This is a genomic window from Lentzea pudingi, from assembly GCF_014646255.1.
Classification (GTDB): domain Bacteria; phylum Actinomycetota; class Actinomycetes; order Mycobacteriales; family Pseudonocardiaceae; genus Lentzea; species Lentzea pudingi.
This window is the reverse complement of the sequence record NZ_BMNC01000013.1, coordinates 47,555-73,630: the sequence shown is the minus strand read 5'-3', so window position 1 is coordinate 73,630 and position 26,076 is coordinate 47,555. Positions and strand designations below refer to the sequence as shown.

The window sequence follows — 26,076 nt, the reverse complement described above, 5'->3', positions numbered from 1 at the left end:
TCCCGTGACCCGCCCGCACGTTCTGCTCAGCGTCGCCGTCAGCCTCGACGGCCACATCGACGATCGCGGCACCGAGAGGTTTCCGCTTTCGAACGCCGAGGACTTCGACCACGTCGACCGGTTGCGCGCGGAGTCGGACGCGATTCTGGCGGGAGCCGAGACGTTGCGACGCGACAACGCGCGACTGCTCGTCTACAGCGACGAGCGACGCGCGCAGAGAACAGCCGAGGGAAAACCGGAGTTCCCGTTGCGCGCCACCGTCACCAAGAGCGGCGATCTCGACCCTGAACTGCGGTTCTGGCACTGCGGCGGCGCACGGGTCGTCTACACGAAGAGCGCGACGACCACGGTCGACCACCTCGCCGAAACGAAGACCTTCAGCGAATTCTCGGAGATTCTGGACGATCTCGGAGCGCGCGGAGTGAGAAAGCTCATGGTCGAAGGCGGCACGAGCATTCACACGGCGTTCCTGCGAGCCGGACTGGCCGACGAGATCCGGGTGGCGGTGGCACCGATGCTGATCGGACAGGCGACCGCCCCGCGTTTCGTGAATCCCGCCGAATTCCCCGGTGGACCGGCACGCCGATTCCACCTGGAGGACGTCACGAAAGTCGGGGACGTCGCGGTGCTCCGCTACTTCCCGAAAGTCACTTCCGCCGCACGAGACTGAGCGCGCCGAAGATCTGCTCGCGGCGGTAGACCGCGATCACCAGCGCCCACACCATGAAGATCAGCGGCATCATCGCGTCGTCGAGGCCGCCGTTGGTGACCAGCGTGAGCTCGGTCAGCGCCGCGCCCGCCATGATGCCCGCGAGCCCCAGCGCGGCGAGGCCGCAGATGCGCGGGATGAGCAGGCCGATGGCGGTGGCGATCTCCAGCACACCCGTGAAGTAGCGGAACCACTGGCCGAAGCCGATGTCGTCGAACTTGGCGACGAAAGAGTCGGTGAACAGCGCGTAGCCGTTCATCACGAACTGCACGGCGAGCACGATCTGCAGGATCCAGACGACGATGTTGCCGACCTTCGCCGCGGTAGAGGTCTGCTCAGACATGCCGGGATTCTCCCACCGGGACGCCCGCGTTGTTCCACAGCCACAGCACATCGCGACCGAACGACCACACGAGCGATGCCAGCGCGAGACCAACGAGCACGGCCGCGAACGGCAGCAGGCCGGACGCCGCCACGACGAGGAAGATCCCCTGGACCGCGGCCACGACCTTGCGGGCGTAGCTGGCGGGCAGCGGTGCGTTCATCCAGCGCAGGCGCCACGACGCGGCGACGAACACGTACCGCATGAGCCCGATCGCGAGCACCCACGGCCCCATGTGCACGGCCACGTACGCGCTGAGCACCAGGATCAGGAACGCGTCGACCTCCATGTCGAACCGGGCGCCCAGCGCGGACGAGGTGCCCGTGCGGCGAGCGACCTGCCCGTCCACCCAGTCGAGTGAGAGCGCGACGGCCGCCAGCGTCACGACCAGCGCGACCGGCACGTCCTGACCCGCGCGGTCGGCGACCAGGGCGGTCACCGCGCCCACCATCAGGCCGCGGGCGAGCGTGACGCGGTCGGCGGGCCCCAACGACGGGGTGCGGTGGCGTTGCATGCCGTAGCCGAGGAACGCCCAGGTGGCGAACCCGTAGGCGAGACCGGCGGCCCAGCCGAGCGGGCCGAGTCCGGCTGTGGCGCCGACCACGGCCAGCGCGAGGACCTGGAAGCCCGCCCAGATGGCAGGCTCGCGCAGGACGGGCGCGGTCCTGGTGTGCTGAAGTGTGATCATCAGGTGCCCCTAACGAACTTCGTGCGGCGGAGGTGTTGTGAGTGACACGTACGGCGAGTGCCTTTTGGCTCAATGAATCCGGAAAAGGGGAGGTTCGGCAGGTCACACTGGCCGAGCCCGGTCCGGGTGAGGTCGAGGTGCGCACGCTGCACTCGGGGGTGAGCCGCGGTACGGAGACCCTCGTGTTCCGCGGTGGCGTGTCGGAGAACCAGCACGCGGTGATGCGCGCGCCGTTCCAGGAGGGCGACTTCCCGTGGCCGGTGAAGTACGGCTACCTCAACGTGGGTGTCGTGGAGAGCGGAGACCTGCGCGGGCGCACGGTGTTCTGCCTCTATCCACATCAGACTCGTTACGTCGTCCCGGAAACGGCGGTCACGCTCGTGCCGGAGGCGGTTCCGGCTTCGAGGGCCGTGCTGGCGGGCACGGTCGAGACCGCGGTCAACGCCGTGTGGGACGCGCGCCCGTTGATCGGCGACCGGATCGCGGTGGTCGGCGGTGGCATGGTCGGGTCGAGCATCGCGGCGGTGCTGGCGACGTTTCCGGGCGCCCGTGTCGAGCTCGTGGACGCCGACCCGGCTCGTGAGGCGATCGCCCGCGAACTGGGTGTCGGCTTCGCCTTGCCGGGCGGCGCTCTCGACGGCTGCGACCTGGTCTTCCACGCGAGTGCGACCGAACAGGGCCTCACCACGGCGTTGAACCTGCTCGCGCCGGAAGGCCGGGTGATCGAGCTGAGCTGGTACGGCGACCGGAAGATCTCCGTGCCGCTGGGCGAGTTCTTCCACTCGAAGCGCCTGACGATCCGCAGCAGCCAGGTCGGCACGGTCGGCCGTCCGGACCGCACGTACGCCGAGCGCATGGCCGTCGCGCTCGACCTGCTGGCCGACGACAGGTTCGACGCGCTGATCACGGGCCACAGCGCGTTCGAGGAACTGCCCGACGTGATGCCGAAGCTGGCCGACGGTGAGATCCCGGCGCTGTGCCACCGGATTGACTACGGTCAGGCCCATGTTTCCCAGTGACACCACGGTCGACGTCCGGGGTAAGAGCGTGGCCGTGCTCCCGGTCGGCAGCACCGAGCAGCACGGCCCGCACCTGCCGCTGGCCACGGACTCGGTGATCGCGTGGACCATCGCCTCGCAGATCGCGGCGAGGTACCCGGTGCGGTTGCTGCCGCCGATCCAGTTCTCGTGCTCGCAGGAGCACGCCGACTGGCCGGGGACCGTCAGCATCTCCGCGAGCACGTTGGTCTCAGTGGTCAACGACATCGCGGAGTCCTTGCGGCGCAACGGTGTCACGCACGTGGTGCTGGTCAACGGCCACGGCGGCAACTACGTGCTGTCGAACATCGTGCAGGAGGGCGAAGGGCTGGCGTTGTTCCCCGGACGGGACGACTGGGCGTTCGCGCGGGAGAAGGCCGGCATCGAGACCTCGGCGTACAGCGACATGCACGCGGGTGAGCTGGAGACCTCGATCCTGCTGCACGCCCACCCCGATCTGATCCGTCCCGGCTACGAGACCGCTGACCACCTCGCGGAGGACCGGCGGCACATGCTCACCCTGGGTCTGGCGCCGTACACGGAGTCCGGCGTCATCGGGCGCCCCTCGCTCGCGTCAGCGGGCAAGGGCCAGCTCCTGCTCGCGGGGCTGACCGAGTCCTTCGGTCACTACCTGGAGCTTTTCGGTCTTCCGGCGTGAGAGGAACAGCACGACCGCGCCGGGCAGGGCCGCGATGAGCGCCAGCACGCCGTAGACGATGCCGGTGGTGAAGCCCTGCGCGGCGCCCAGACCTGCGGCACCGAACGCCACCGCGAGGAACGCCTCGCGCGGGCCGAACCCGCCGATGTTGACCGGGATCGCCATGATCAGCAGCGCCAGCACGACGACCGGCGCGAGCTGGGTGACCGTGGCGTCCGACCCGGCGGCACGGGCGGCCACCAGGAACATCGCGACGTAGCCCGCGACCGTCGCGGCCGACAGCCCGACGACCGCCGGCCACGTCTTGAACGACAGCAGCCTGATGCCGTCGGCGAGGGTGTTGACCAGCGCCCTGCGCACCGGCCGGATGTGCCAGCCGACGGCGACCAGCACGGCCAGACCGGCGAGGACCAACGCGACGGTGGTGCCGTCCGGCGCGAGGTCGAGGCCGGGCGCGGGGTGCGTGAGCAGCACCGCGAGCCCGATCCCGATCAGCACGATCTGACCCGCCGTGCGCTCGAAGAACACGGCGCGCACGCCCCGTCCGACGTCGCCCGACTCCCGGCCGTGGTTGACCGCGCGGTGCACGTCGCCGAGCACGCCCGCGGGCAGCACGGCGTTGACGAGCTGGGCGCGGTAGTAGTCGCTGACCGCGGTCCTCAGGGTCAGCGGCAGGCCGAGGCGGCGCGCGACGATCACCCAGCGGCCCGCGCTGAGCACCGTCGTCACGAGCCCGATCGCCAGTGCGGCGGCGACGGAGAACGCGTCGATCGCGCGCAACCCGTCGACGAACGCCCCCGTGCCCAGGCGCACGCCCAGAGCCACGAGAATGCCCAACGCCAGCACCAGGCGAAGCCACGGCCACAACTTCTTCATCACACAGCTCCCGGTAGTGCCAGCAGGTCGACGTGGTGGACCACGACGGAGGCCGTCGACCTGCGGCGCAGGTACTCGGAGACCTCCGACATGAGTGCGGGTTCCTGCTCCACCGCGGCATCGACCCAGCCCTTCAGCCATTCCCGCTGCAGGGCGTCGCCATTCATGCGCCAGGGGCTCTGTGCCGTCCGGACCGAGGCGCCGGCCGCTGCGAATGCCTCTTCAGCAGCGGCCGGGGCGTCCGGTCCGAGGAGACGGCGCCCGTCCACGACGCGGCGCTGGTGAGCGTTGAACGCGTCCTGGAAGGCGGCGTCGAGCGGCTCGGCCGGGTCGATGTCGATCCGGCCTGCCACCGAGAGCGTGAACAGTGCGGGCACATGAGCTTCTACGCAGGCCATGGCCAGTTCGTTCATCTCTTCGGCGGTGAGCAGGTCGAGCAACGCGGAGCACGTGACGAGGTCGGCGCCCGCGATGTCGGCGGCTTTCAGGGACGTGAGGTCGCCCTCACGCGTCTCGGCGGTGACGTCCGGCAGCGCGCTCATACTGGCCTCCGCCAGCCCGAGCAGCCGGGGGTCGCGGTCGTGCAGCACCCAGTGCTGCACGCCGCCGAGCCTGCCGGCGAGCCATCGTCCCATCGATCCCGTTCCACAACCGAGGTCACGGATCGTCAGGGGGTTTCGGTTCACCAGAGTTTCGCGGACCACGTCGGCGAGCTCGGTCGAGCGTGCCTGTGCGTCGGCGTTTTCCCGCAGTGCCAGCCATTCCGGGGCGAAGGTCATGGCCGGAGCGTAGCCAGCACCCTCCGCAGGTCCTCTGTGGATTCGTCCCAAGTGGACAAACTGGCTCGCCGGGCGATGGCCTTGGAACGCAGTTCCGAGCGGAAATCTTGATCTTCGAACCAACGCGTCAGTGCAGCTACGAACGCATTTTCGTCCCCGGCCGGAATGAGCAGACCACCGTCGCCGAGAGCGTCCGGGACCGCGCTCGCGATGACCGGCAGACCGTGCGCGAGGGCCTCGGTGACGACCATGCCGTAGGTCTCGGCGCGGGAGGCCAGCACGAACAGGTCAGCACTGGCATACGCGCTGGTCAGCGCCTCGCCGGCGAGCGGGCCGGGGAAGCTCACCCGGTCGTCCCGCGGGAGTTCGCGCAGGAACGGCCGGTGCGGGCCCACGCACGTCAGCCGCCAGTCGCGTTCGATCCTCCGCAACGCCCTGACCAGCAGGTCGTGGCCTTTGCGAGGTGTGATGGACGCGACGCAGAGCAGGTGGTGGACGCCGTCCGTGCCGCGGGCGAGGGGCGCCGGATCGGTGCCGGGGACCACGACGTGGACGTGGCCGAGCCCGTGCCTGGCCCTGATGTCGCGGGCGGCGGTGGGGCTGGTCGCGACGACCGCGCTGGCGGCCCGCAGGACCTGGCCTTCCTTCTCGTTCAGGAACGCGGCCACGGCCGGGTCGAGGCCGGTCTCGTCGGCCAGCGGCAGGTGTACGAGCACCGCGATCTTCAACCGGCGCGCGTGCGGCACGACGACCTCCGGCAGCCCGCAGCCCACCAGGCCGTCGAGGAGCACGACCTCACCGTCCGGGACAGACGCAAGCGTTTGCTCCAACGCGCTGGTGTCACTCGGGCGCGGCCAGTCACCAGCGACGGTCAGGAGGTCGAGGCCCGCGCTCACGCGCAGGTCGTAGACGTTGCCGCCGCTGGGACTGCCCGGGTCCGCGACGTCAGCCGGAAGAACGAAGCGCACGTTCGTAGCCGGCCCACGCCACGTGCGACTCGTGGAGTGTGACGGCAATCGCATCGATCCCGTGAGCGCCCTCACCCAGCGCACCCTCGGAGATCTTGTCCGCGAGCTGGTCGGCGATGTGCTTCGCGAGCCACTCCGTGGACGTGTTGATACCCGCGAACTGGGGTTCTTCGTCCAGGTTGCGGTAGTTGAACGCGGCCAGGACCTTGTTCAGCTCCTGGGTCGCGAGTCCGATGTCGACGACGATGTTGTCCGAATCGAGTTCAGCTCGTTTGAACGTTGCGTCCACCAGGAACGTTGCTCCATGCAGACGTTGTGCTGGACCGAAGACCTCGCCGCGGAAACTGTGGGCGATCATCACGTGATCGCGGACGGTGATGCTGAACAGGGTGACCTCCGCTGTGCGGTCGGGTTACGGTGCGACTCCATCCGAGCGTAGCTGCACGTTCGGAAGGCGCCTGGCGACAAGGGGACCGAGATGTTCGAGCAGACCTTCAACGAGGAAGACGTTGCAGAGTCCGACCTGGTGACACGTCGTGGCACCTTCCGCGCTGTCGCGTTCCGCGCGGACGGTCACGAACACATGGCCTTGGTCTACGGCAAGACGAAGCTGCGTGAGAACGTGCTGGTGCGCATCCACTCCGAGTGCATGACCGGCGACATCTTCGCCGCCATGCGCTGCGAGTGCGGCGAGCAGCTCGACGCCGCGTTGAACACCATCGTCCGCGAGGGCAGCGGCATCCTCGTGTACCTGCGTGGGCACGAAGGACGTGGAATCGGTTTGGTGTCGAAGATTCGCACGCACGTGCTGCAGGACGAGGGACTGGACACGTTGGACTCGGCCACGTCGCTCGGCCTGCCCGTCGACGTGCGCGACTACTCCCCCGCGGCGCGCGTGCTCAAGCACCTGCGCGTGCAGTCGGTGCGGCTGATGTCCAACAACCCGGACAAGATCGCGGCGCTGGAGTCCCACGGGATCTCGGTGACGGCGCGCGTGCCGTCGCTCATGACGCCCAACGCGCACAACATCGCGTACCTGACGGCGAAGCGCGACCGGCTCGGTCACGACCTGCCCCAGGTCGAGGAGTTCAGCACGCTGCCGCACGCACGCTGACCATTGCTTTCCCAGCATGTGGGGCTCAGACTGGCTCGATGCTGGCGCTGCGGGCAGGGCGTGCGTTCGACGGTGAGCGGTCCATCGCGGGTCCCGTCACGGTCGTCACCGAGCACGGGAAGATCAAGGCCGTCGAGCAGGGGCACCCCGACGTCGCCGGTGCCGAGGTCGTCGACCTCGGCTCGGCCACCGTCCTACCCGGACTGATCGACACCCACGTCCACCTGTGCGCGGACAGCGAGAACGGCGCGCTCGACCGGCTGCCGTCGTTCACCGCCGCGGAGCTGGACGCGGTGATCGAGGACAGCCTCGACCGCCACCTCAGGGCGGGCGTGACCACCGTGCGCGACCTCGGCGACCGGGCGTGGGCCGTGGCGGACCAGCGTGACCGGTTCCGGCAGCGCGTCCTCGCCTCCGGCCCGCCCATCACGAGCCCGCGCGGCCACTGCTGGTCGATGGGCGGTGAGGCGGCCGGGGACGAGGAGCTGCGCCGGGCCGTGCGCGAACGGGCCGAGCGCGGGGCCGACATCGTCAAGATCATGGCCAGCGGCGGGTTCGCCACCCCCGGCACGATCGTCGACGACTGCCAGTTCACCGAGCAAGAACTGCGCGTGGTGGTCGAGGAGGCCCATTCGGCCGGTCTCCCGGTGACCGCCCACGCCCACAGCCTCCAGGCCGTCCAGCACGCCGTCGCCGCCGGGGTCGACGGCATCGAGCACTGCACCTGCCTGTCCGGCGGGGCCGTGGTCGTGCCCGCCGCACTGATGGACGCGCTGGCGGAGGCCGACATCGCCGTCTGCCACACGCTCGGCGCCACGATGGAGCCGCCTCCTCACATCAAGGAGGCGTTCGAGCGCATGGGGATGAGCCTCGCCGCCAAGCTCGACGCGGCCGGTCGCATGTACGACCACGGCGTGCGCACGGTGTCCGGCACGGACGGTGGTATCGGCGCGGGCAAACCACACGGGATCACGGCCCACGCCCTGCAGAACCTGATCGAGGCGGGCATCCCGAACCGTGCCGTGCTGGCGAGCGCGACCAGCCAGGCCGCCAAGGCGTGCGGCGTGAGCAAGGGCGTGCTGAAGCCCGGCTGGGATGCGGACGTCATTGCCGTGCAAGGAGATCCGATGCGGGACATCACGGCGTTGCACCACGTGAGCACCGTGGTGATCGCCGGTCAGATCGCGACGACGGTCTTGCCCACGGAGCGTCGCGTGTAGACGTGGTCCACCGCGTCCAGCGCCTCGGCCAGCGGGAACACCCTGTCCACGGCGGGTTTGACGGCGCCCGACTCGACCAGCACGCGCAGCTCGTCGAAGACGTCAGCGCGTTCCTCGGACATCAGCGGCACGAACTTCTTCGACGAGAAAGGGTTCAGCAGGATCGAGCCGATCGACTTGTGGAACCCGCCGGTGATCGATCCCCCGGTCTCCGCGCCGACCAGTACGATCCTGCCGCGCTCGTTCGTGGCCCTGCGCAGCGCCGACAACGGCCTGGCGCCGCCGCAGTCGAGGATCAGGTCGTAGGTGCCGGTGAAGTCCGCGACCGTGTAGTCGAAGACCTCGTCGGCGCCCAGTGACCGCACCAGCTCGACCTTGCGCGTGCTGCACACAGCGGTCACGTGTGCTTCGAGGGACTTCGCGATCTGGACCCCGTACGACCCGACGCCTCCGCCAGCCCCGAGCACGAGAACTTTCTGCCCTGGTTGGATCCCACGCAACCCCTGCAACGCCGTTCCGCCCGAGATCGGCAGCGCGGCCGCGTCGGTGAACGAGGCGCCCTCCGGCTTGCGCGCCAGCTGTGAGACCGGCGCGACGGCGTACTCGGCGAACGACCCCTCGCACGTGCCGAACACCTCGTCTCCCGGCGCGAACCCGGTCACGCCGGGTCCGATCTTCTTCACCACACCGGCGACGTCCCGTCCCGGCACGACCGACTTCGGCGCGCGGAACCCGAACCCGATGACCCGCAACAGGTACGGCTTGCCGGTGAGGATGTGCCAGACGCCCATGTCGACGCCCGCCGCCCGCACCTCCAGCAGAACCTCGCCCTGCCCAGGCACAGGCACATCGAGGTCACCGAGCACCGCCGATCCGTATCTTCGTTGCAAGACAGCCTTCACAGCTCTTCCTCCTCCGGGTACTGGAACACCTCTTCGAGCGACACCCCGAACACACGCGCGATCTTGAAGGCCACCTCCAGCGAGGGCGAGTACTTGCCCTGCTCGATGGCGATCAACGTCTGCCGCGTCACGCCGATGGCCGAGGCGAGGTCGGCCTGCTTCATCTCGCCGTGCGCGAACCTCAACGCACGGATGGAGTTCGTGACTTTCGTCGGTTTCACAGCATTCCCCGCCGGTACATCGCGATCTTCGCGAGGGAACCGAGCACCGCCGACAGCACGAAGCACAGGTAGAGCACGTTGGCGATCCAGAAGTACGGCGCCTCGACCATCGCCAGCGCCATCGAAGACATGCCGCCGATGACGACGAACGACTGGCCGATGTGATCACCGAACCGGCCGATCACCTGGTCCCGTTCGTCGGCCTGCAGCCCGTCGTTGCGCGACTGGATGCCGAACCAGATCCCCGACGCTATGCCGGCGACGATCCCGAACAGGATCGTCCACAACAAAGCGCCCACATAGGGCGCCTCGACCAGCGGACGGCCGTCGGCGCCGCTCAGGACAAGCCCGACGTACACGGCGTAGCCGATGACGGCTATGACCGCCAACGCCCATGCCCGCTTCTCCTCGAACGCCATGGTCCCGCTCCTGATGTCAAAGAAACCTGACATCACCAAGGTAAAGCGAACCCGACACCGTGTCAAACATCTTTGACTTAACCTTTTCGTGATCACCGCGTCCGTATGGCGGTCGACTACCTCCGATCGGAGCCATTAGCGTGCGGCGCATGCTCCGTCCGATCCTTGTCGCGTGTGCGCTTGCCCTCACGGCATGCGGGCACGCGGTGACGGCGGAACCTCCCGCCGCCGCGCGCACGCAGGTGCCGTCCCACACGCCTGCGGCAGCACCCCTCGTCGCGACGCCCGAGGTCTGCCCGCTGCCCGACAGCGGGTTCGAGTGCGACTTCCAGAAGCGGATCAAGGCCGCCGAGGACTACGCCGAGACCAGGCCGGGGACCACGGGTTTCGTGCTGCGGGACCGCAAGTCCGGGGCTGTCTGGCGCAACGACCACGCGGGCGACATGACGTGGACAGCATCGACGATCAAGCTCGCGATGGTCGTGAACCTCCTGGAGCGCCACCGCGCCGGCAAGATCAAGCTGAGCACCCAGGACCGCAGCCTCATGAACGCGATGCTGCACACGTCCGACGACGACGCGGCGGACTCGCTGTGGAAGAAGTACACCGGCGCGACGTTCAACGCGGCGTTCGGCAAGTACGGAATGACCGATTTGGTGCCACAAAAGGGTTATACGTCGGCGTTCCCCTACTGGGGCTTCGAGAAGTGCACCGCCGACGACCTCGACCGCCTGATGAACTACGTCCTCGACTCCGTGCCCGCCGACGACCGCGCGTACATCCTCGGCCAGATGCGCCAGGTCGGACCCGTGCAGCAGTGGGGCGTCTGGGGTCCCGACTCCGGCGCGAAGAACGGCTGGTCCGAGGAAGAAGGTGGCTGGGTGATGAACTCGGTCGGGTTCGTCGGCCAGGACGAGCGGTACACGCTCGCGATCATGAACAACCTCAAGGGCGAGGGCGCCTACGACGAGGGCCGCGCCACCGACACGGAGATCACGCGCCTGCTGTTCCGCTAGTTCCCGTGCATCGGTTCGAAGTGGAACGAGCGGATGAAGCAGTCGCGTGGCTGGTTCACGGCGAACAACACGCAGTCGGCCACGGACTGCGCGGTGAGCATCCCGTCGCGCGGCGCGTCGTCGTTGTTGTCGAAGTCCGGCGGGTACAACGAGATCATGCGAATGCCCTCGGGCCGCAGCCGTTGCGACATGATCTCCGTGTAGCGGCCCTGACCTGCCTTCGCCGCATGGAACGCCGCGTGCGCGATGTGCGCGGGATCGCTGCGCGACTCGGCTTCCAGCGACACGAGCGTGACGACGTCCGGGCGTTCGGAACGCCGCAGCAACGGCAGGAAGCTCTCGGTCATCAGCACCGTCCCGGCCGTGCCGGACAGGATGTGCGCACGATCGCGGCATCATCCGCCTCGGACTCCGCGAGGAACGCCGCCCCGTTGTTGACCAGCACGTCGACGTGGCCGAGCAGCTCGCCGGCCTCCTCTGCACAGCGCCGGACCGACGCCGGGTCCGTGAGGTCGCACTGGAGCGCGTGCGCTCCGGGCAGCAGGTCGCGCGTGCGTTGGGCGGCACCGAGATCGCGGGCCGTCACGACGACCGTCGCGCCCTGCCCGGCGAACCGTCGCGCGATCGTGCGGCCGAAGCCCCTGCCACCACCGGTGATCACCACGTTCATGACCGGGATGGTGCACCCTCGATCGCGGTGGAGGTCAAGCCGTGATCGACTCCCACAGGCAAAGCACAGTGCCCTCGCTGTCCTTGACGTACTGCGAGTACCCGAAGTCGCCCACGCGCTCCTTCGCGTTGAGCAGCGCGCCGCCCGCCTCCACGACCTTGCCCGCCACGGCGTCGATCGACGGGACCTCGATGATCAGCACGGGCCCCTGCACGAACTCGGTCCTGGGCGAGATCCCGCCGTCCGAGTCCGCGACGTCGACCGGCTCGCCGTCGGTGTCGACCAGCACGTAGTCGAACGGCAGCTGGAGCGCCGACCACCCGAAGACGTCGCGGTAGAACGCCGACGCACGAGCGAGGTCGTCCGCGGGCAGCTCGAACTTGACCCTGGTCATCGCGCGAGGTCCGGGACCTGGGCGACGAGTTCCTCCGGCGCCGACAACCGCCAGGCCTCGAACACGAGCTCTTTCATCTCGTCCGCGTCGATGCCCTCCAGGTACACCACGACCCAGCCGAAGCCGCCGGCCGTGAACTGCACCTCGAACACCTCGGGACGCTCGGCCACCAGCGCCAGCTGTTCGGACAGCGTCTGCTTGAGCCCGACCGTCTGCGTGCGCGGCCAGTAGTAGCCGAACACCTTGCCGCGCACGCGGAGCGTGTCGTACTGCTGACCGGAGGACCGCCGCGCCTCGGCGAGCCCGTCCACGATCTTGAAGAGCTGCTTGTTCGTCGTCGCCACTGCCGACCCCCAAAGCCGAAGAGCGGAAAGTATAAATCCGGCTTTCAGGACGCGGGTGCGGTGAGCCTCCCCAGATGATCGACGATGAGCGCGGCGTGGGACAGCGGCGTGCTCAGGTCCTCCACGTCGCCGTTCGTCGTGTAGTCGAGCAGCACGACGTCGGCGGACCCGGCCAGCTCGTGCAGCAGCGTGACCTCGGCGCGCAGCCGGTGTTCGAGAACCCAGCGGTAGGCCGGTAAGTAGATCTCCCGCCGAGCCGTGAGGTAGTCGAGCAGGTGCTCGCCGGCCAGCCCCGCGCGGTGGCCCCGCACCGGCCCGAGGCGGCGGACCGTGCGCTTCAGGCCCTTCATCGACGTCACGGCGAGCTTCGACGGGTCGACGTCGGCGCTCTCGAAGACCTTGAGGGCCTGCCACAGGCCCTCGACCGACTGGCTCGTCACGCCTTCCGACAACGGCACCGGGATCTGGCCGTGCGGGTAGAACGGGCTGAAGCGCACCCACGGCTCGGGGCCGCGGGAGGTCACGTCGATGACCACCGCGTCCGGGCGCTTCACCTTGCGACGCTTGCTCGCGACTTCGATCGGCATGCTCGGAGCATGGCAGGAGGGTCTGACAATTTTCGGAGGTCAGCGCACCGGTTGCGCCGTCGCGGTCGTCGTTGAGGTGACACGGCTTCGTTGGGTCAGCACAACGCACACGAGCACGACGCCCGCGGTCGCGAGAGCCGGCCAGCCGACCGGCTCGCTCAGCACGAGCGCCGACCACATCAGCGTCAGCACCGGCTGGGCCAGCTGGATCTGGCCGATCTTGGCCACCCCGCCCGCAGCCAGGCCCGCGTACCAGGCGAAGAAGCCGAGGAACATCGAAATCAGTGCCACGTAGGCGAAACTGAGCCACACGACCGTGTCGGCGCGTGAGAAGTCCGCTGTGTACAAGGAAACCGGGATCGTCACCGGGAGCGAGACGACCAGCGCCCAGCAGACCGTCCTGGCCCCGCCGAGCTCGCGGGAGAGCGCGCCTCCCTCGGCGTAGCCCAGGCCGCACAGCACGACGGCGACCAGCAGGTAGCCGTCGGCCAGGCTCAGCGAGCCGGAGAAACCGCCGCCGGTGGCCACGAACGCCAGCACCGCGACCAGGCCTGCACCGCTGGCGAGCCAGAACTTGAGAGGAGGGCGTTCGGAGGCGCGCACGACCGCCCAGATCGCCGTGGACATGGGCAGCACGGCGATCACGACGGCGCCGTGGGCCGACGTCTGGGTGGTGAGGGCCAGAGAGGTGAAGAGGGGGAAGCCGATCACGATGCCGAGAGCGACGACGACCAAGCGACGGACCTGCGTTACCGTTGGGCGAGGCGCGCGCGATAACGCCAGGTAGGCGATCGCGAGAGCGCCGGCGACGGCCGCGCGTCCGAACGCGACGAACCACGCGTCCAGTCCTGCCACCGCCAGCCGGGTCGCGGGCAGGGAGAAGCTGAAACCCAGCACGCCGAGCGCGCCCAGTGTTACCCCCGGTGGCACGATAACGTTACTCTTGGCTCTCATGAACGAGGATAACGCAGCCGCCCGCGTTATCGAGCACCTGAGAGCAGCGGCACGCTCCGGTCACGCCGGCGACCGCATGCCCTCGGTGCGCGAGTTGATGGCGCGGCACCGGGCCTCCCCCGCGACGGTCCAGCAGGCGATCCAGCGCGTGGCCGCCGAAGGGCTCGTCGAGGTGCGTCCCGGCCGGGGCAGTTACGTGGCCCCGCGGACGGCCGCGACGAGCCACGACCTGTCGTGGCAGGCCGTCGCGCTCGGCGAGGGCAGACCCGGTGAGGACCTGGTGGCGAACCTCGTCGCCGTGCCGAAACCCGAGGCGATCCCGTTGACCAGCGGGTACCTCGACCCCGAACTGCAGCCGACCGACGCGCTCGGCGCCGCGCTCAGCCGTGCCGCCCGCCGGCCCGCGTCGTGGGGACGCGTTCCGGTCGAGGGCAAGGAGGAGCTGCGCGCCTGGTTCGCGAAGGAGGCCGGCGGCGAGCTCAGGGCCGGCGACATCACGGTGTGCGCGGGCGCCCAGGAGGCGCTCGCGACGGTGTTCCGCGGGCTCGGTGAGCGCGGGGACGCCGTCCTGGTCGAGTCACCCACCTATCTCGGCGCGATCGCGGCGGCGCGCGACGCCGGGCTCAAGGTCGTGCCGGTGCCGGCCGACCAGGACGGCGTGCGGCCGGATCTGCTGCAGGCCGCCTTCGAACGCACCGGCGCGAAGGTCTTCTACTGCCAGCCGCTGCACGCGAACCCGCACGGCGCCGTGCTGTCCGGCGAGCGACGTGCCGAGGTCATGCGGATCGTGCGCGGCGTGGGCGCGTTCCTGGTCGAGGACGACTGGGCGCGCGGCTTCACCGTCGACGGCACCGCGCCGCCGACGCTGGTCTCGCAGGACACCGACGGCCACGTCGTCTACGTCCGCTCGCTCACCAAGGTCGCCGCACCCGGCCTGCGCGTCGCCGCGATCGGAGCCCGCGGACCGGCGGGCACCAGGCTGAAGAACACCCGGTCCCGGCAGGACCTCTACGTCGCGGGGCCGTTGCAGGAGGCGGCGATCGACTTCGTGACGTCCCCGGTCTGGCGCCGGCACCTGCGCACGCTCCAGCAGGCCTTGAGGTCCAGGCGTGACGCTCTGACCCGCGCGCTCGGCGAGCACCTGCCCGAGCTCGAGATCGCGAAGTCGTCGGGTGGCCTGCACCTGTGGGTGACGTTGCCGGACGGCGTGGACGACCTGGACCTGACGACGGCGGCCGCCGCGCGTGACGTCGTGGTGTTCCCCGGCCGGCCGTGGTTCGCCGCTGAACCACCGGGCAGCTTTCTCCGTTTGACCTACGGCGGCGCACCCGAGCACGTGCTCGCCGAGGGCGTGCGGCGGCTGGCCGAAGCCGTGTTCGCCGTCCGGCGGTGACCGCGGCGGGTGAATTGCACGGTTCGTTAACTTGACTGATTCCAGAAAAGACGGCAGGGTGGTTCTCGTGCCCACGGCTTCCGAGTTCGAGCGCCTGCTGCGTGGAGCGTCGCTTCGGGTGACGGCTCCGCGGATAGCAGTGCTGTCCGCAGTGCACGCCCACCCGCACGCCGACACGGACTCGATCATCGGTGTCGTGCGCCAGAACCTCGGCGCGGTCTCCCACCAGGCCGTGTACGACGTGCTCCGGGCGCTGACCGGAGCCGGCCTGCTGAGGCGGATCGAGCCCCAGGGCTCGGTCGCCCGGTACGAGGCCCGCGTCGGGGACAACCACCACCACGTCGTGTGCAGATCCTGCGGCGCCATCGCCGACGTCGACTGCGCAGTCGGCCACGCGCCATGCCTGGACGCATCCGACGACCACGGGTTCGTCATCGACGAGGCCGAGGTCATCTACTGGGGTTCCTGCCCCGAGTGCACGACCGCCGCGAAAAGTTCCTGAACACCCGGAAGGATGCCTGTGTCCGACAGCACTGACGCCCAGCTGAGCGACCTGAACGAGGAGGAGGCCGGCGGCTGCCCGGTCGCGCACGGCCGGCGCAACCACCCCAGCGAGGGCGGCGGCAACCGGGACTGGTGGCCCAAGCAGCTCAACCTCCGGATCCTCCGCAAGCACCCCGTCCAGGCGGACCCCTTCGGTGGTCAGCTCGACTACGGCCAGGAGTTCCTGACCGTCGACCTCGACGAGCTGGCGCGCGACGTCGACGCCGTGCTGACCGAGTCGAAGGACTGGTGGCCGGCGGACTTCGGGCACTACGGCCCGTTCATGATCCGCATGGCGTGGCACAGCGCGGGCACGTACCGCACCCACGACGGCCGCGGTGGCGCCGGCGCGGGCATGCAGCGCTTCGCGCCGCTCAACAGCTGGCCGGACAACGGCAACCTGGACAAGGCCCGCCGCCTGCTGTGGCCGGTGAAGAAGAAGTGGGGCAAGAAGGCCTCCTGGGCCGACCTCATGATCTTCACGGGCAACCGCGCGCTGGAGACCATGGGCTTCGAGACCTTCGGCTTCGCCGGTGGCCGCAACGACGTGTGGGAGCCGGACGAGGACGTCTACTGGGGCCCGGAGACCGAGTGGCTCGGTGGCGACACCCGCTACAGCGGTGAGCGCGACCTGGAGTCCCCGCTCGCCGCGGTCCAGATGGGTCTGATCTACGTCAACCCCGAGGGCCCGAACGGCAACCCGGACCCGCTGGCCTCCGCCCGCGACATCCGCGAGACGTTCGGCCGCATGGGCATGAACGACGAGGAGACCGTCGCGCTCATCGCCGGCGGCCACACCTTCGGCAAGGCGCACGGCGCGGGTGACCCGTCGCTCGTCGGCGCGGAGCCCGAGGGCTCGCTGATGGACGCGCAGGGCTTCGGCTGGATCAGCACGCACGGCACCGGCAAGGGCCGTGACGCCATCACCTCGGGCCTCGAGGTGACCTGGACGCAGCAGCCCACCAAGTGGACGAACCTGTTCTTCAGGAACCTGTTCGCGTTCGAGTGGGAGCTCACCAAGTCCCCGGCGGGCGCGCACCAGTGGAAGCCGAAGGACGGCGCGGGCGCCAACACGGTGCCCGACCCCGAGGACGGCACGCTCAACCGCACGCCGATGATGCTGACGACCGACCTGGCGCTGCGCTTCGACCCGATCTACGAGCCGATCTCGCGCAAGTTCGCGGAGAGCCACGAGGCGTTCGCGGAGGCCTTCTCCCGCGCCTGGTTCAAGCTGACCCACCGCGACATGGGCCCGATCCAGCGCTACCTCGGCCCGCAGGTGCCGCAGGAGGAGCTGATCTGGCAGGACCGCCTGCCCGTGCGCGACTTCGAGGTGATCGACGCCGCCGACGTGGCAGCGCTGAAGGCCAAGGTCCTCGAGACCGGCCTCTCGATCTCGCAGCTGGTCAAGACCGCGTGGGCCTCGGCCTCGTCGTTCCGCCAGAGCGACAAGCGCGGTGGCGCCAACGGTGCCCGCATCCGCCTCGAGCCGCAGCGCGGCTGGGAGGTCAACGAGCCCGACCAGCTCGCCCAGGTCCTGCGCACTCTGGAAGGCGTGCAGGAGGCGTTCAACAGCTCGGCGACCGGCGGCAAGAAGGTCTCGCTGGCCGACGTGATCGTCCTCGGCGGCGCCGCGGCGATCGAGCAGGCCGCCAAGGCCGCGGGCTACGACGTCGAGGTGCCGTTCCTCGCGGGCCGCACCGACGCCACCCAGGAGCAGACGGACGCCGAGTCGTTCGCCGTCCTGGAGCCGAAGGTCGACGGTTTCCGCAACTACGGCGGCAAGGCCACCCCGCTGCCGTCGGAGTACCTCCTCATCGACAAGGCCAACCTGCTCGGCGTCTCGGCGCCGGAGCTGACCGCCCTGATCGGCGGCCTGCGCGTGCTGGGCGCCAACCACGGCGGCTCGCAGGCGGGCGTGCTCACGGCCAAGCCGGAAACGCTGACCAACGACTTCTTCGTCAACCTGCTCGACATGGAGACGGAGTGGAAGTCGGTCACCGAGGACGAGGAGAACTTCGAGGGCCGCGACCGCGCCACCGGAGCCGTCCGCTGGACCGCCACCCGCAACGACCTGGTGTTCGGCTCGAACTCCGAGCTGCGCGCCATCGCCGAGGTCTACGCGAGTGACGACTCCGCCGAGAAGTTCGTCCAGGACTTCGTCGTGGCGTGGAACAAGGTCATGAACGCGGACCGCTACGACGTCTGATCCAGCCCTGCCCCGGTACCCCAGGCCACTCCCCCGGCCTGGGGTACCGTCGTTTCCGCTGGGGCTGCAGAGTTTCTGCTCTGCGCGGGCACTGTCCACTCCGGCTTCTCTGCACTGGCACGCCAGTGCAGAGAAGCGGGGAAAGACCGGACCCGCGGCTGTGGGGGTGGTTCTGGGAAGGCGCAAACCATCGTTCGGGCGGCCCAGGAGCCGACGCTGGCACCGACGACAAGCCAGGCAGCAGGGTGTTGGTGCAGCCGCGCTCAGGCAGCCGAGGCCAGACATGTTGCACGACAACAGCTTGCACGGCCGAGAGCAGGCGAACGACGGTCCCTACTGCCAGGCCGCCCCGCTACACCTCTGCCGCCTCATCGGACACAGCTGAGACCAGGCGTCGCACGGCAACAGCTTGCACGGCCGAGGACAGGTGACCGACGACCCCACCGCCCAAGCCGCCTCGCCACACCTCTGCCACCACAGCGGACACAAACGAGCCAGTTCAGGCACCACCGGACAAGCCGTGCGCCAAGGTAGCAACGCAGCCGCGCTCACACAGCCGACACCAGACGCGTCGCACGGCAACACCTTGCGCAACCGAGAGCAGCGTCTCCCAACTCGTTCCACGTGTCTTCGAGAGCACCCCGAACCCGAGTTGCTGAGGCGAACGGCGACCCCGCCACCCACGACCGCCGCCCCGCCACACTTCCGCCCCACACCAGACACGGCCAAGCCGGCGCAGGCACCAACGAAGAGCCCAGATCCCGGCAGAAGTCCCCGTCGGGCTGACGCCGCTCAGCCGAGGCGAACGGCGGCCCCTACCGCCTAAGGCGCCCTGCGGCGGCGCCGCCAAGCCGGACACAGCGAGCCGGCACGGGCAGGTCGTGTTGTGCGGCAACGTCATCGCTTGACCCGCGGTAACACCGCGGTCGCCTCCGGGTCGCCCTTCGAACGCTGCCGCAGGCGCGTGACCACGAAGAGCACCACGGCTGCGGCGACAGCGACCAGCACCAGCTTCTGGAAGATGCCCGCGTAGGCCTCCACGCGGTGCCAGTTCTCGCCCAGCAGGTAACCGGCGCTGACGAACAGCGTGTTCCAGATCAGGCTTCCCAGGGTGGTGAGCACGAGGAATTTCGGGAGGTTCATGCGTTCCACGCCGGCCGGCAACGAGATGAAACTGCGGAACAGCGGAACCATTCGGCCGAAGAACACGGCTTTGGTGCCGTGGCGGGTGAACCAGGCCTCGGTCCTGTCGAAATCAGCGACGCGGACCAGCGGGATCCGGGCCACCAGGGCTCGGGTCCTGGTGCGGCCCAGCAGCATGCCCGCGAAGTAGACGACGACGGCGCCCGCCACCGAGCCCAGGGTGGTCCAGAACAGGGCCGCGGGCAGGCTGAACACGCCCTTGCTCGCGGAGAAGCCGGCCAGGGGCAGCACCAGTTCGCTCGGGATCGGCGGGAACAGGTTGTCGAGGCCCACGACCACGGCCGCGCCCACGCCTCCCATTGACTCCATCAGCGACACGGCCCATTCAGCCAGCATTGGACTTTCCCCTCAGGTGAACGTGTGGAATCGGTCGGGGTTCACGTTAGGAATGGGGATCGGGCGGGACCATGAGGTTGTCCGTCGAGAATCGTGGGGGAAACCGCAGGGCGATAGTGTGGTAAACCGCAATGCCGGGGGCGGGGCGGGTCAGTACGGTGGCGAATGTGCATCAGGTGGAGCAGCTCAGCGCGGGTTCGCTGGTGCGTGACTGGTTTCGCATGCTCGTGGGTCTCACGCTCGGGTCGGTGACGGGGCTGGCGGGGCTGGCCGCCTCGGCGGTCGACGTGTTTGTGGTCGAGTTGACCGAGTACGAGTTGTCCAGGATCGCGCGGTTCGACCGGGCCGTGCTCACGAACCCGTTGACACGCAAGGGATGTCGTCGTTACCTCGCGGTGCGGTGGCTGGTCGGCGCGCTTGGTGCCGGCGTGCTCTGGATGCTGGCGTTCTGGTACGCCATCGCGCTGTCGATGGTGACGGCGTGGCTGCTCGACGGCGACTGGGGGTTCATCGAGGAGGAAGGCGTCGTCACCCTCGGGTTGATCGGGATCGTGGCGATTCCGGGCCTGCTGGTCATCTTCGTGACGACGGCCGGCGTGGTGGGCGTGTCGGTGCTGGACCGGTGGCTCGCGACCACGTTGCTCGGCACCAGCCAGCAGACGTTGCTGCGGGAGCGGGTCGCGGAACTGACCAGCACGCGGGCCGAGGTGATCGAGGCGATCGACGACGAACGGCGGCGCATCGAGCGCGATCTGCACGACGGCGTCCAGCAGCGGCTCGTGGCGCTCGGCATGCTGATCGGCCGGGCCAAGCGCGCCAGGGGCGAGGAGCAGTTGCAGGAGTTGTTGCAGCAGGCGCACGACACGGCGGGCGAGGCCATCGACGAGCTGCGCGAGGTCGCGACGCGCGTCTACCCCGCCGTGCTGGACGACGCGGGGCTGGACGCGGCGCTCGAGGTGCTGGCGGAGCGTTCGAGCGTGCGCGTCGCCATCAGGAACAAGCTCACGGAGTCGCCGGGCACCGCGCTGGAGACGGTGATCTACTTCGTGACGTCCGAGGCGGTCACCAACGCGACCAAGCACGCGGACCCGTCGATGGTCGAGATCTACCTGGGGCCGGACGGCGAGGACGGCATCACGATCGTGGTGCGCGACGACGGCGTCGGCGGCGCGGACCCGACCGGTACCGGGCTGTCCGGGCTGGCGAGGAGGGTCAAGGCGGTGGACGGCGACTTCGACGTGACCAGTCCGCCCGGCGGTCCCACCACGGTCTACGCGAGGGTGCCGTGCGGGTGATCCTGGCCGAGGACTCGACGCTGCTGCGCGAGGGCCTCATCCGGTTGCTCGCCGAGGAGGGCCACGACGTCGTGGCCGCCGTCGGCACCGCGCCGGAGCTGCTGAAGGCCACCGAGGAACACCGGCCGGACATAGTGGTCACCGACGTCCGGATGCCACCGGACCACAAGGACGACGGCATGCGCGCCGCACTGGAGATCCGTGAGCGGTGGCCCGAGGTCAGCGTGCTCGTGCTCTCGCAGTACATCGAGAACCGCTACGCCACCGAGCTCATCACCAGCACCGGCGGCAAGGTCGGCTACCTGCTCAAAGACCGGGTGGCGCAGGTGGACGAGTTCCTGGAGGCGCTGGACAGGGTCGCGGCGGGCGGCGCGGCGTTCGACCCGGAGGTCGTGCGCAGGCTGCTGACCAGGACGACCCACGTCAACCCGATCGAGACGCTGACCGCGAGGGAGAAGGAGGTCCTCGAACTGATGGCCCAAGGCCTCACCAACGCGCGCATCTCCGCGCAGCTGCACATCTCGCAGAGCGCCGCGGAGAAGCACATCAACGCGATCTTCGACAAGCTCGGCCTGTCCGGCACGTCCGGCCTGAGCCGCCGCGTGATGGCCGTCGTCCGCTACCTGGGCAGCTGATGGTGACCGGCCAGACCCGCCGCTCGGCCAGGCCCACGCGACCCCGGCGTCGAACTGGCGACCGGCGAACCGGCGAACTGGCGAACTGGCCACGGCGAAGACCACGAACGACGCCGGTGTGCTCACCATCACAGGAATCAGGCCACGCTCACGAACTCCGAGACGTTCGCCAGGTGTGCCACGGGGCCGGGGACAAGCCGGACGACCTCACGCTGACGCTGGGTTCGCCCTGCTCGGCACCGCCTCCACCGCCTGGTCCCGCCGGTCACCCAGGCCCCGCAGGGACCTGGTGCCGCCGCTCGCGTTCGGACGTCAGCGGCCGGTGAACACGGGTGCGTCCCCGCTGGTGCCTTCGGCGGCGGGATTCGTGCTCCTGGTCAGCGGTTTCGCGCCGGTACGGGCGGCCAGGCCCTGGACTTCACCCGGACGGAGGAGTTGATCACTATGATGGGTGAGTGCCCCTGAGTAGTCGACCTCTCGCGTTACTCGCTGCGCTCGCACTGCTCAGTGCGGTCACGGCGTGCACCAACGCAGCGGTGGGCGACCCGGTCGGAGCACAGCTCGACCAGCAGAACCCCACGTCGACGAAGAAGCCACCGCAGGCGGCGCCGCTCAGGAACAAGATCCGGCTCGGCGTCGAGAACGGCCGCCAGAGCGCCGGCACGGTCATCGCCGGGGCCGGCGACGCGCCGTACAACTACGCGCCCGCCGTGATGGTCGACAACGGCAAGGTGCGCGCGTGGTGGTGCAGCCAGCTCAGCGCCGCGCCGCCCGGTGGCGACGACATCCTCTACAGCGACGGTCCTGCCGTCGGCGGACCGTTCTCGACGGCGGTCCCGGTGTTCTCCGGCAGCGGCGGCAGCTTCGACGCGATGCACACGTGCGACCCGTCGCTGATCAAGATCGGCACCACCTACTACATGTATTACACGGGCGCGTCGCGGGACAACCACGCGAACGGCAGCGCGGTCGGGGTCGCGTCCAGCAAGGACGGCTTCACGTGGCAGCGGGAGGCCGGCGGTCAGTCGATCGTCGCCCCGGCCGGGGACAACTTCCGCGAGAACACCTACGGCGCGGGCCAGCAGACGGCGATCTACCTCGACGGCTGGGTGTACCTGATGTTCACGGACACCACCGGCCTCGCCTCGCACCAGAACGGCGCCGGTCAGTACGTGCTGCGGTCGAAGGACCCGACGTTCTCCAAGGGCGTCGAGGCGCTCGGCCCGCAGGGCTTCAAGCCGGCGGCGTCGAACAACCAGCCGCGCACCCGTTCGGTCGTCGAGGCGTTCAGCGCGGACTGGATGTGGATCGACGCGGTGGCCTCGTTCGCCATCGCCCACGAGACTGACGACGGCACCACCATCACGTTCTGGAACAGGGACTTCACCCGCCACCCGTTCGAACCCGTGGTGATCCCCGGTCCCTGGAAGGAAGGTCCCGGTCTGCTGCGCACGCCGGAGGGCCACGCGCCGGTCCACGCCAAGGACCCGTGCGGACGGGTGGCGCTCGACGTGCTGCGCGGCACCTTCGAGGGTCCGGCCGGTCCGACGAACATCTCCCACTTCGGCATCGACGCCGTCGGCCTCAAGGGCTGCACCACCGCGAACGAGGCGAAGTCGCTCAACGGTTTCGCGGTGCCCTCCCCGGAACGCACGCTCGACGTCGTCCTGGGCGGCAACGTGATGCGCTTCGAGCGCCGTTCGGTGGCCGAGCGGTTCGCCAAGGGCGTGCTCGGCACCCGGCCGCAGGGCGTCGAGGGGTTCAAGCTCGCGTTCAGCGTCCCGGCAGGGGCGCCCGCGGTGGCCAACCCCGAGGGGCAGGTCGGGCTGCTGCTCGACGGCAAGCTGTGGGTGGTCGGGTCCCCCGAGATCGCGACGCTGAACTCGTCCCCCATCTCCCAGGTCACCGCGGAGAAGTGGGCCGCGTACGAGCGCCTGCCGGAGCTGGCCCGGCGCTGACCGGATACGTTCTCCCCGAGGTCGATCGGACATGGGGGACCGACTGGTGGTCATGACAGCACAACGGACCGGGGCGCTCGCGGACAGCGTCGTGCCGCTGCCGGACGAGCCGCGGCACGAGCTCACGTGGCTCGGCATGACGGCCGCCTTCGTGGGTGCGCTGGCGTTCCTGCTGCTCATCCCGCCCGGCTGGTCCCGGCTCGACCACCTGTGGGCCGAGGACGGCGCCCGGTTCATGGTCGACGCGGTGCGCTCGCCGGTGCTGGAGAACCTGGTCGACCCCTACGGCGGCTACCTGCACGCGTTGCCGCGCCTGGTCGCGCAGCTGGTCGCGTTGCTGCCGATCGAGTGGACGGCCGCCGGGTTCGCGATCTGCGCGGCGGTGTTGCGGGCGTCGATCGCGCTGATCACGTTCGCGGCCTCGAAGCCATACCTGAGGTCGGCGCCGCTGCGGTTCGCGCTGGCGGCCCTGGTCGTCGTGCTGCCGGCGGGCAACTCCGAGACCTTGAACAACATGGCGAACCTGCACTGGTTCCTGCTCTACGGCGCCTTCTGGGCGTTGTTGTGGCGCAACGCCCCGCGCGTGCCGATCGCGTTGTTCGTGGTCCTCGCCGCCCTGTCGAGCCCGCTGGTGTTCGTCCTGGCGCCGATCGCGCTCGTACGGCTCTTCCAGCCGCGCAGGGTCGTGCCGATCGCGTTCCTCGGCGCGCTGGTCGTGCAGGGCCTGACGATGGTGTTCGCGTCGCGGACGCCGTACTCGCACGACGCGGTCGACCCCGTGCAGGTGTTCCTGGCGAGCCTGCTGCGGGTGCCCGTGGTGGCGTTCACGGGCTCGGAGCGGGTCAGCCAGTTCTACCCGGCACAGGGCAACCTGCTGATCCTCGCGGCTCTGCTGGCCGCGGCCGTGCCGATCGCGGCGGGCCTGCGGTTCGGTGACCGGGCCGGGCGGACGCTGCTGCTGGTCGCCGGCGCGTACAGCGTGATCGTCGTCGTCGCGTGCCTGGTGCTGAACTGGTCCGCCGCCCTGCAGGTGCAGGCCCCCGAGGCCGTGATGGCCGGGCAGCGCTACAGCATCGCGCCGTGCCTGTTCCTGTTCACCGCGATCTTCGTGGGCCTCGACGCGACGCCGGCGAGGACGTGGGAACGCGTGGTGGTGATGGGCAGCCGGTACCTGATCGGATTGCTGGTGGTGGTCAGCATCTTCGCCCACCTGCGGGTGCCGAAGACGGTGCTGACGGGCATCCCGTGGGACGAGAGCCTGGCGAGGGCTCGTGCGAACTGTGCCGCCGGGGCACCGGAGGCACGGCTGGAGCACGAGCCCCAGGACTGGTTCTTCGTCGTGCCCTGCGAATCGGTGCGCTGAGCACCGTCCACTTCGGACCCGCTACGAGTTCTGCCTGACGAAGTCCCGGAACGAACCCGCGGGCCTGCCCGTCACGTCCGGCACGGTCGTGGTGACCCGGTCCTCGGCACCGCCGCGGATGTCCTCGTCGAGCCGGGCCAGGAGCGCGGCGAAGTCACGGGGCAGCGTGGCGGCGAAGCGCTCGGTCATCTCGGCGGTGCTCACCGAACGGTGCCGCACGGGCTTGCCGGTGACCTCGGTGATGATCGCGGCGGCTTCGGCGTAGCTCAACGCCTCCGGGCCGGTGATCAGGTGGTCGGTGTTGTGCGGCAACGGATCCGTCAGGGCGCGTGCGGCCACCGTGGCGATGTCGGCGGCGTCGACGAACCCGACCCGGCCGGCACCGGTGGCCGTGACGATCTCGCCCGCGCGCACACCGGCCGCGAGCTGGTGTTCGCCGGTGAAGTTCTGCATGAACCACGACGGGCGCAGCACCGCCCACTCCGGCAGGGCGCGCACGAGTGCGGGGAGAGCGCCCATCCCCGTGGCGCTCTCCGGCACCGCGGACGAGCTCAGCAGTACCACTCGCCGCACGAGCCGCGCTCGAGCGAGCAGCGCCTCGACCACCGGAACGGGGTCGACGACCCCGATCGGGGGGATCAGGTAGACGTTTCTTATCCCGTCCAGCGCGTGCTCAAACGTCGCGGGTACGTCCCAGTCGAACCGGACGTGGTTGTCCCGCACAGGTTTCCTGGTGCCCACGCGGGCGTCGGGCAGCAACGAGGCGAGGCGGCTGCCGGTCGTGCCGGTGCCGCCGATGATCAACGTGGTCACGCGATCTCCTGCGCCAGCAACGGGTTCCAGTAGTCGCGGTAGTGCGCGATCTCGCCGTCGCGGGTCGTGATCACCGCGATGTACGAGGCCCGGTACGGCTTGCCGGTCGCGACCACCACGCCCTCGGCGTCGAACTCGGCGATCAGCACGTCCGGGTCGGTCGTCCGGTGCACGACCTGCTTCGGGAAGCCCTGGATGTCGAGCATCTCCGGGTAGCCGCGCAGGTAGTCCTCGATGGCGGCCCGGCCGTCCACCCTGGCGGGCCAGCCGGGAGGCGCGAACGGGAACTCCATCACGCCGTCCTCGGCCCACAGGCCGGTGAAGCCGATCATGTCCTTGTCGAGCAGCAGTTGCAGCGCCTTCGGGATGAGGTCCACGGAAGCCCTCCGA

The 26,076-nt window shown here is 69.5% G+C and carries 31 protein-coding genes; 13 read left to right on the top strand and 18 right to left on the bottom strand.

The genetic code is table 11. The annotated features are described in order from the left end of the window. Positions 1 to 4 precede the first annotated feature (4 nt). Positions 5 to 670, top strand: a complete 666-nt coding sequence (locus IEY88_RS32910) for a RibD family protein (RefSeq protein ID WP_189158807.1) — start codon at positions 5 to 7, stop codon at positions 668 to 670. Here the strand turns inward: IEY88_RS32910 and IEY88_RS32905 are convergent. Both IEY88_RS32905 and IEY88_RS32900 read right to left on the bottom strand, forming a co-directional pair. Further along, positions 648 to 1,052: a DoxX family protein gene (locus tag IEY88_RS32905; RefSeq protein WP_189158806.1), complete on the bottom strand. Its 405-nt coding sequence runs from the start codon at positions 1,050 to 1,052 to the stop codon at positions 648 to 650. The two genes, IEY88_RS32910 and IEY88_RS32905, sit on opposite strands and share 23 nt — an antisense overlap. Further along, on the bottom strand, positions 1,045 to 1,779 hold the full coding sequence (locus IEY88_RS32900) for a CDP-alcohol phosphatidyltransferase family protein (RefSeq protein WP_189158805.1): 735 nt from the start codon (positions 1,777 to 1,779) through the stop codon (positions 1,045 to 1,047). The genes IEY88_RS32905 and IEY88_RS32900 overlap by 8 nt, the downstream gene beginning before the upstream one ends. Before the next feature lie 41 nt (positions 1,780 to 1,820). Between IEY88_RS32900 and IEY88_RS32895 the strand changes: the two genes are divergently transcribed. Both IEY88_RS32895 and IEY88_RS32890 read left to right on the top strand, forming a co-directional pair. Continuing rightward, positions 1,821 to 2,798 carry a zinc-dependent alcohol dehydrogenase gene (locus IEY88_RS32895; protein ID WP_189158804.1) on the top strand — a complete coding sequence of 326 codons (978 nt, stop codon included), beginning with the start codon at positions 1,821 to 1,823 and terminating at the stop codon, positions 2,796 to 2,798. Further along, positions 2,785 to 3,474 carry a creatininase family protein gene (locus IEY88_RS32890; protein WP_189158803.1) on the top strand — a complete coding sequence of 230 codons (690 nt, stop codon included), beginning with the start codon at positions 2,785 to 2,787 and terminating at the stop codon, positions 3,472 to 3,474. Before IEY88_RS32895 ends, IEY88_RS32890 begins: the two co-directional genes overlap by 14 nt. Here IEY88_RS32890 and IEY88_RS32885 read toward each other — a convergent pair. The 4 genes from IEY88_RS32885 to IEY88_RS32870 are packed head-to-tail and all read right to left on the bottom strand — an operon-like array spanning position 3,391 to position 6,485. Next, a complete protein-coding gene (locus IEY88_RS32885) occupies positions 3,391 to 4,350 on the bottom strand; it encodes a lysylphosphatidylglycerol synthase transmembrane domain-containing protein (protein ID WP_189158802.1) in 960 nt (319 codons plus the stop codon). The genes IEY88_RS32890 and IEY88_RS32885 overlap by 84 nt on opposite strands. Then, positions 4,350 to 5,129 carry a class I SAM-dependent methyltransferase gene (locus IEY88_RS32880; RefSeq protein ID WP_189158801.1) on the bottom strand — a complete coding sequence of 260 codons (780 nt, stop codon included), beginning with the start codon at positions 5,127 to 5,129 and terminating at the stop codon, positions 4,350 to 4,352. The genes IEY88_RS32885 and IEY88_RS32880 overlap by 1 nt, the downstream gene beginning before the upstream one ends. Further along, entirely contained in the window at positions 5,126 to 6,097 is a 972-nt protein-coding gene (locus IEY88_RS32875; RefSeq protein WP_229693995.1) for a glycosyltransferase family 4 protein, read from the bottom strand. The genes IEY88_RS32880 and IEY88_RS32875 overlap by 4 nt, the downstream gene beginning before the upstream one ends. Then, positions 6,075 to 6,485, bottom strand: coding sequence for a 6-pyruvoyl trahydropterin synthase family protein (locus IEY88_RS32870; RefSeq protein ID WP_189158938.1), 411 nt, complete (start codon positions 6,483 to 6,485; stop codon positions 6,075 to 6,077). Before IEY88_RS32870 ends, IEY88_RS32875 begins: the two co-directional genes overlap by 23 nt. Positions 6,486 to 6,575: 90 nt before the next feature. Between IEY88_RS32870 and ribA the strand changes: the two genes are divergently transcribed. Both ribA and IEY88_RS32860 read left to right on the top strand, forming a co-directional pair. Continuing rightward, positions 6,576 to 7,211 carry a GTP cyclohydrolase II gene (gene ribA / locus IEY88_RS32865; RefSeq protein WP_189158799.1) on the top strand — a complete coding sequence of 212 codons (636 nt, stop codon included), beginning with the start codon at positions 6,576 to 6,578 and terminating at the stop codon, positions 7,209 to 7,211. 38 nt (positions 7,212 to 7,249) lie between these two features. Next, a complete protein-coding gene (locus IEY88_RS32860; protein ID WP_189158798.1) occupies positions 7,250 to 8,431 on the top strand; it encodes an amidohydrolase family protein in 1,182 nt (393 codons plus the stop codon). Here the strand turns inward: IEY88_RS32860 and IEY88_RS32855 are convergent. From IEY88_RS32855 to IEY88_RS32845, 3 genes are read right to left on the bottom strand one after another with little or no spacing between them, the layout of a single operon-like run. Then, positions 8,389 to 9,333: an NAD(P)-dependent alcohol dehydrogenase gene (locus IEY88_RS32855; protein WP_189158797.1), complete on the bottom strand. Its 945-nt coding sequence runs from the start codon at positions 9,331 to 9,333 to the stop codon at positions 8,389 to 8,391. The two genes, IEY88_RS32860 and IEY88_RS32855, sit on opposite strands and share 43 nt — an antisense overlap. Continuing rightward, the gene (locus IEY88_RS32850) at positions 9,330 to 9,554 is read right to left on the bottom strand and encodes a helix-turn-helix transcriptional regulator (RefSeq protein WP_086661112.1); all 225 of its coding nucleotides are present in this window, start codon (positions 9,552 to 9,554) and stop codon (positions 9,330 to 9,332) included. Before IEY88_RS32850 ends, IEY88_RS32855 begins: the two co-directional genes overlap by 4 nt. Then, entirely contained in the window at positions 9,551 to 9,973 is a 423-nt protein-coding gene (locus IEY88_RS32845; protein WP_189158796.1) for a hypothetical protein, read from the bottom strand. The genes IEY88_RS32850 and IEY88_RS32845 overlap by 4 nt, the downstream gene beginning before the upstream one ends. Positions 9,974 to 10,122: 149 nt before the next feature. Here IEY88_RS32845 and IEY88_RS32840 point away from each other — a divergent pair, with 149 nt between their 5' ends. Continuing rightward, complete coding sequence (locus IEY88_RS32840; RefSeq protein WP_229693994.1) at positions 10,123 to 10,989, top strand: serine hydrolase; 867 nt, start codon at positions 10,123 to 10,125, stop codon at positions 10,987 to 10,989. Here IEY88_RS32840 and IEY88_RS44550 read toward each other — a convergent pair. From IEY88_RS44550 to IEY88_RS32815, 6 genes are read right to left on the bottom strand one after another with little or no spacing between them, the layout of a single operon-like run. Then, on the bottom strand, positions 10,986 to 11,336 hold the full coding sequence (locus IEY88_RS44550; RefSeq protein ID WP_229693993.1) for an SDR family oxidoreductase: 351 nt from the start codon (positions 11,334 to 11,336) through the stop codon (positions 10,986 to 10,988). The two genes, IEY88_RS32840 and IEY88_RS44550, sit on opposite strands and share 4 nt — an antisense overlap. Then, on the bottom strand, positions 11,336 to 11,659 hold the full coding sequence (locus IEY88_RS44545; protein WP_229693992.1) for an SDR family NAD(P)-dependent oxidoreductase: 324 nt from the start codon (positions 11,657 to 11,659) through the stop codon (positions 11,336 to 11,338). Before IEY88_RS44545 ends, IEY88_RS44550 begins: the two co-directional genes overlap by 1 nt. A gap of 34 nt (positions 11,660 to 11,693) precedes the next feature. Further along, entirely contained in the window at positions 11,694 to 12,053 is a 360-nt protein-coding gene (locus IEY88_RS32830; RefSeq protein ID WP_189158795.1) for a VOC family protein, read from the bottom strand. Next, entirely contained in the window at positions 12,050 to 12,397 is a 348-nt protein-coding gene (locus tag IEY88_RS32825; protein ID WP_189158794.1) for an MmcQ/YjbR family DNA-binding protein, read from the bottom strand. The genes IEY88_RS32830 and IEY88_RS32825 overlap by 4 nt, the downstream gene beginning before the upstream one ends. Positions 12,398 to 12,441: 44 nt before the next feature. After that, positions 12,442 to 12,984 carry a DUF6939 family protein gene (locus tag IEY88_RS32820; protein WP_189158793.1) on the bottom strand — a complete coding sequence of 181 codons (543 nt, stop codon included), beginning with the start codon at positions 12,982 to 12,984 and terminating at the stop codon, positions 12,442 to 12,444. 39 nt (positions 12,985 to 13,023) lie between these two features. Continuing rightward, a complete protein-coding gene (locus IEY88_RS32815) occupies positions 13,024 to 13,914 on the bottom strand; it encodes a DMT family transporter (protein WP_229693991.1) in 891 nt (296 codons plus the stop codon). 22 nt (positions 13,915 to 13,936) lie between these two features. On the opposite strand from IEY88_RS32815, the gene IEY88_RS32810 reads away from it, so the two are divergent. The 3 genes from IEY88_RS32810 (at position 13,937) to katG (ending at position 18,083) form a co-directional block, all read left to right on the top strand. Then, positions 13,937 to 15,331 carry an aminotransferase-like domain-containing protein gene (locus IEY88_RS32810; RefSeq protein ID WP_189158791.1) on the top strand — a complete coding sequence of 465 codons (1,395 nt, stop codon included), beginning with the start codon at positions 13,937 to 13,939 and terminating at the stop codon, positions 15,329 to 15,331. 67 nt (positions 15,332 to 15,398) lie between these two features. Continuing rightward, positions 15,399 to 15,833: a Fur family transcriptional regulator gene (locus tag IEY88_RS32805; RefSeq protein WP_189158790.1), complete on the top strand. Its 435-nt coding sequence runs from the start codon at positions 15,399 to 15,401 to the stop codon at positions 15,831 to 15,833. 18 nt (positions 15,834 to 15,851) lie between these two features. Next, positions 15,852 to 18,083 carry a catalase/peroxidase HPI gene (gene katG / locus IEY88_RS32800; RefSeq protein WP_189158789.1) on the top strand — a complete coding sequence of 744 codons (2,232 nt, stop codon included), beginning with the start codon at positions 15,852 to 15,854 and terminating at the stop codon, positions 18,081 to 18,083. Between the two features lie 897 nt (positions 18,084 to 18,980). Here katG and IEY88_RS32795 read toward each other — a convergent pair. Next, positions 18,981 to 19,622 carry a DedA family protein gene (locus tag IEY88_RS32795; RefSeq protein WP_189158788.1) on the bottom strand — a complete coding sequence of 214 codons (642 nt, stop codon included), beginning with the start codon at positions 19,620 to 19,622 and terminating at the stop codon, positions 18,981 to 18,983. A gap of 167 nt (positions 19,623 to 19,789) precedes the next feature. Between IEY88_RS32795 and IEY88_RS32790 the strand changes: the two genes are divergently transcribed. The 4 genes from IEY88_RS32790 to IEY88_RS32775 all read left to right on the top strand — a co-directional run bounded on the left by IEY88_RS32790 (position 19,790) and on the right by IEY88_RS32775 (position 24,873). Next, a complete protein-coding gene (locus IEY88_RS32790) occupies positions 19,790 to 20,917 on the top strand; it encodes a sensor histidine kinase (protein ID WP_229693990.1) in 1,128 nt (375 codons plus the stop codon). Beyond that, positions 20,908 to 21,552: a response regulator transcription factor gene (locus IEY88_RS32785; protein ID WP_189158786.1), complete on the top strand. Its 645-nt coding sequence runs from the start codon at positions 20,908 to 20,910 to the stop codon at positions 21,550 to 21,552. The genes IEY88_RS32790 and IEY88_RS32785 overlap by 10 nt, the downstream gene beginning before the upstream one ends. A 536-nt stretch (positions 21,553 to 22,088) precedes the next feature. Beyond that, a complete protein-coding gene (locus IEY88_RS32780) occupies positions 22,089 to 23,510 on the top strand; it encodes a glycoside hydrolase family protein (protein ID WP_229693989.1) in 1,422 nt (473 codons plus the stop codon). Between the two features lie 31 nt (positions 23,511 to 23,541). Further along, on the top strand, positions 23,542 to 24,873 hold the full coding sequence (locus IEY88_RS32775; RefSeq protein WP_189158784.1) for a hypothetical protein: 1,332 nt from the start codon (positions 23,542 to 23,544) through the stop codon (positions 24,871 to 24,873). Positions 24,874 to 24,894: 21 nt separating this feature from the next. Here the strand turns inward: IEY88_RS32775 and IEY88_RS32770 are convergent, their stop codons facing one another. Then, entirely contained in the window at positions 24,895 to 25,686 is a 792-nt protein-coding gene (locus IEY88_RS32770; RefSeq protein WP_189158783.1) for a Rossmann-fold NAD(P)-binding domain-containing protein, read from the bottom strand. Then, a complete protein-coding gene (locus IEY88_RS32765) occupies positions 25,683 to 26,063 on the bottom strand; it encodes a nuclear transport factor 2 family protein (protein ID WP_268241276.1) in 381 nt (126 codons plus the stop codon). The genes IEY88_RS32770 and IEY88_RS32765 overlap by 4 nt, the downstream gene beginning before the upstream one ends. Between the last annotated feature and the right edge of the window lie 13 nt (positions 26,064 to 26,076).

What these genes read in the sequence shown, in the direction of transcription:
- IEY88_RS32905 (WP_189158806.1), bottom strand. Translation starts at nt 1,052, where the DNA reads ATGTCTGAGCAGACCTCTACCGCGGCGAAGGTCGGCAACATCGTCGTC.
- IEY88_RS32900 (WP_189158805.1), bottom strand. Translation starts at nt 1,779, where the DNA reads ATGATCACACTTCAGCACACCAGGACCGCGCCCGTCCTGCGCGAGCCT.
- IEY88_RS32890 (WP_189158803.1), top strand. Translation starts at nt 2,785, where the DNA reads ATGTTTCCCAGTGACACCACGGTCGACGTCCGGGGTAAGAGCGTGGCC.
- IEY88_RS32885 (WP_189158802.1), bottom strand. Translation starts at nt 4,350, where the DNA reads ATGAAGAAGTTGTGGCCGTGGCTTCGCCTGGTGCTGGCGTTGGGCATT.
- IEY88_RS32880 (WP_189158801.1), bottom strand. Translation starts at nt 5,129, where the DNA reads ATGACCTTCGCCCCGGAATGGCTGGCACTGCGGGAAAACGCCGACGCA.
- ribA (WP_189158799.1), top strand. Translation starts at nt 6,576, where the DNA reads ATGTTCGAGCAGACCTTCAACGAGGAAGACGTTGCAGAGTCCGACCTG.
- IEY88_RS32860 (WP_189158798.1), top strand. Translation starts at nt 7,250, where the DNA reads ATGCTGGCGCTGCGGGCAGGGCGTGCGTTCGACGGTGAGCGGTCCATC.
- IEY88_RS32845 (WP_189158796.1), bottom strand. Translation starts at nt 9,973, where the DNA reads ATGGCGTTCGAGGAGAAGCGGGCATGGGCGTTGGCGGTCATAGCCGTC.
- IEY88_RS32840 (WP_229693994.1), top strand. Translation starts at nt 10,123, where the DNA reads ATGCTCCGTCCGATCCTTGTCGCGTGTGCGCTTGCCCTCACGGCATGC.
- IEY88_RS44550 (WP_229693993.1), bottom strand. Translation starts at nt 11,336, where the DNA reads ATGACCGAGAGCTTCCTGCCGTTGCTGCGGCGTTCCGAACGCCCGGAC.
- IEY88_RS44545 (WP_229693992.1), bottom strand. Translation starts at nt 11,659, where the DNA reads ATGAACGTGGTGATCACCGGTGGTGGCAGGGGCTTCGGCCGCACGATC.
- IEY88_RS32830 (WP_189158795.1), bottom strand. Translation starts at nt 12,053, where the DNA reads ATGACCAGGGTCAAGTTCGAGCTGCCCGCGGACGACCTCGCTCGTGCG.
- IEY88_RS32820 (WP_189158793.1), bottom strand. Translation starts at nt 12,984, where the DNA reads ATGCCGATCGAAGTCGCGAGCAAGCGTCGCAAGGTGAAGCGCCCGGAC.
- IEY88_RS32810 (WP_189158791.1), top strand. Translation starts at nt 13,937, where the DNA reads ATGAACGAGGATAACGCAGCCGCCCGCGTTATCGAGCACCTGAGAGCA.
- IEY88_RS32795 (WP_189158788.1), bottom strand. Translation starts at nt 19,622, where the DNA reads ATGCTGGCTGAATGGGCCGTGTCGCTGATGGAGTCAATGGGAGGCGTG.
- IEY88_RS32775 (WP_189158784.1), top strand. Translation starts at nt 23,542, where the DNA reads ATGGGGGACCGACTGGTGGTCATGACAGCACAACGGACCGGGGCGCTC.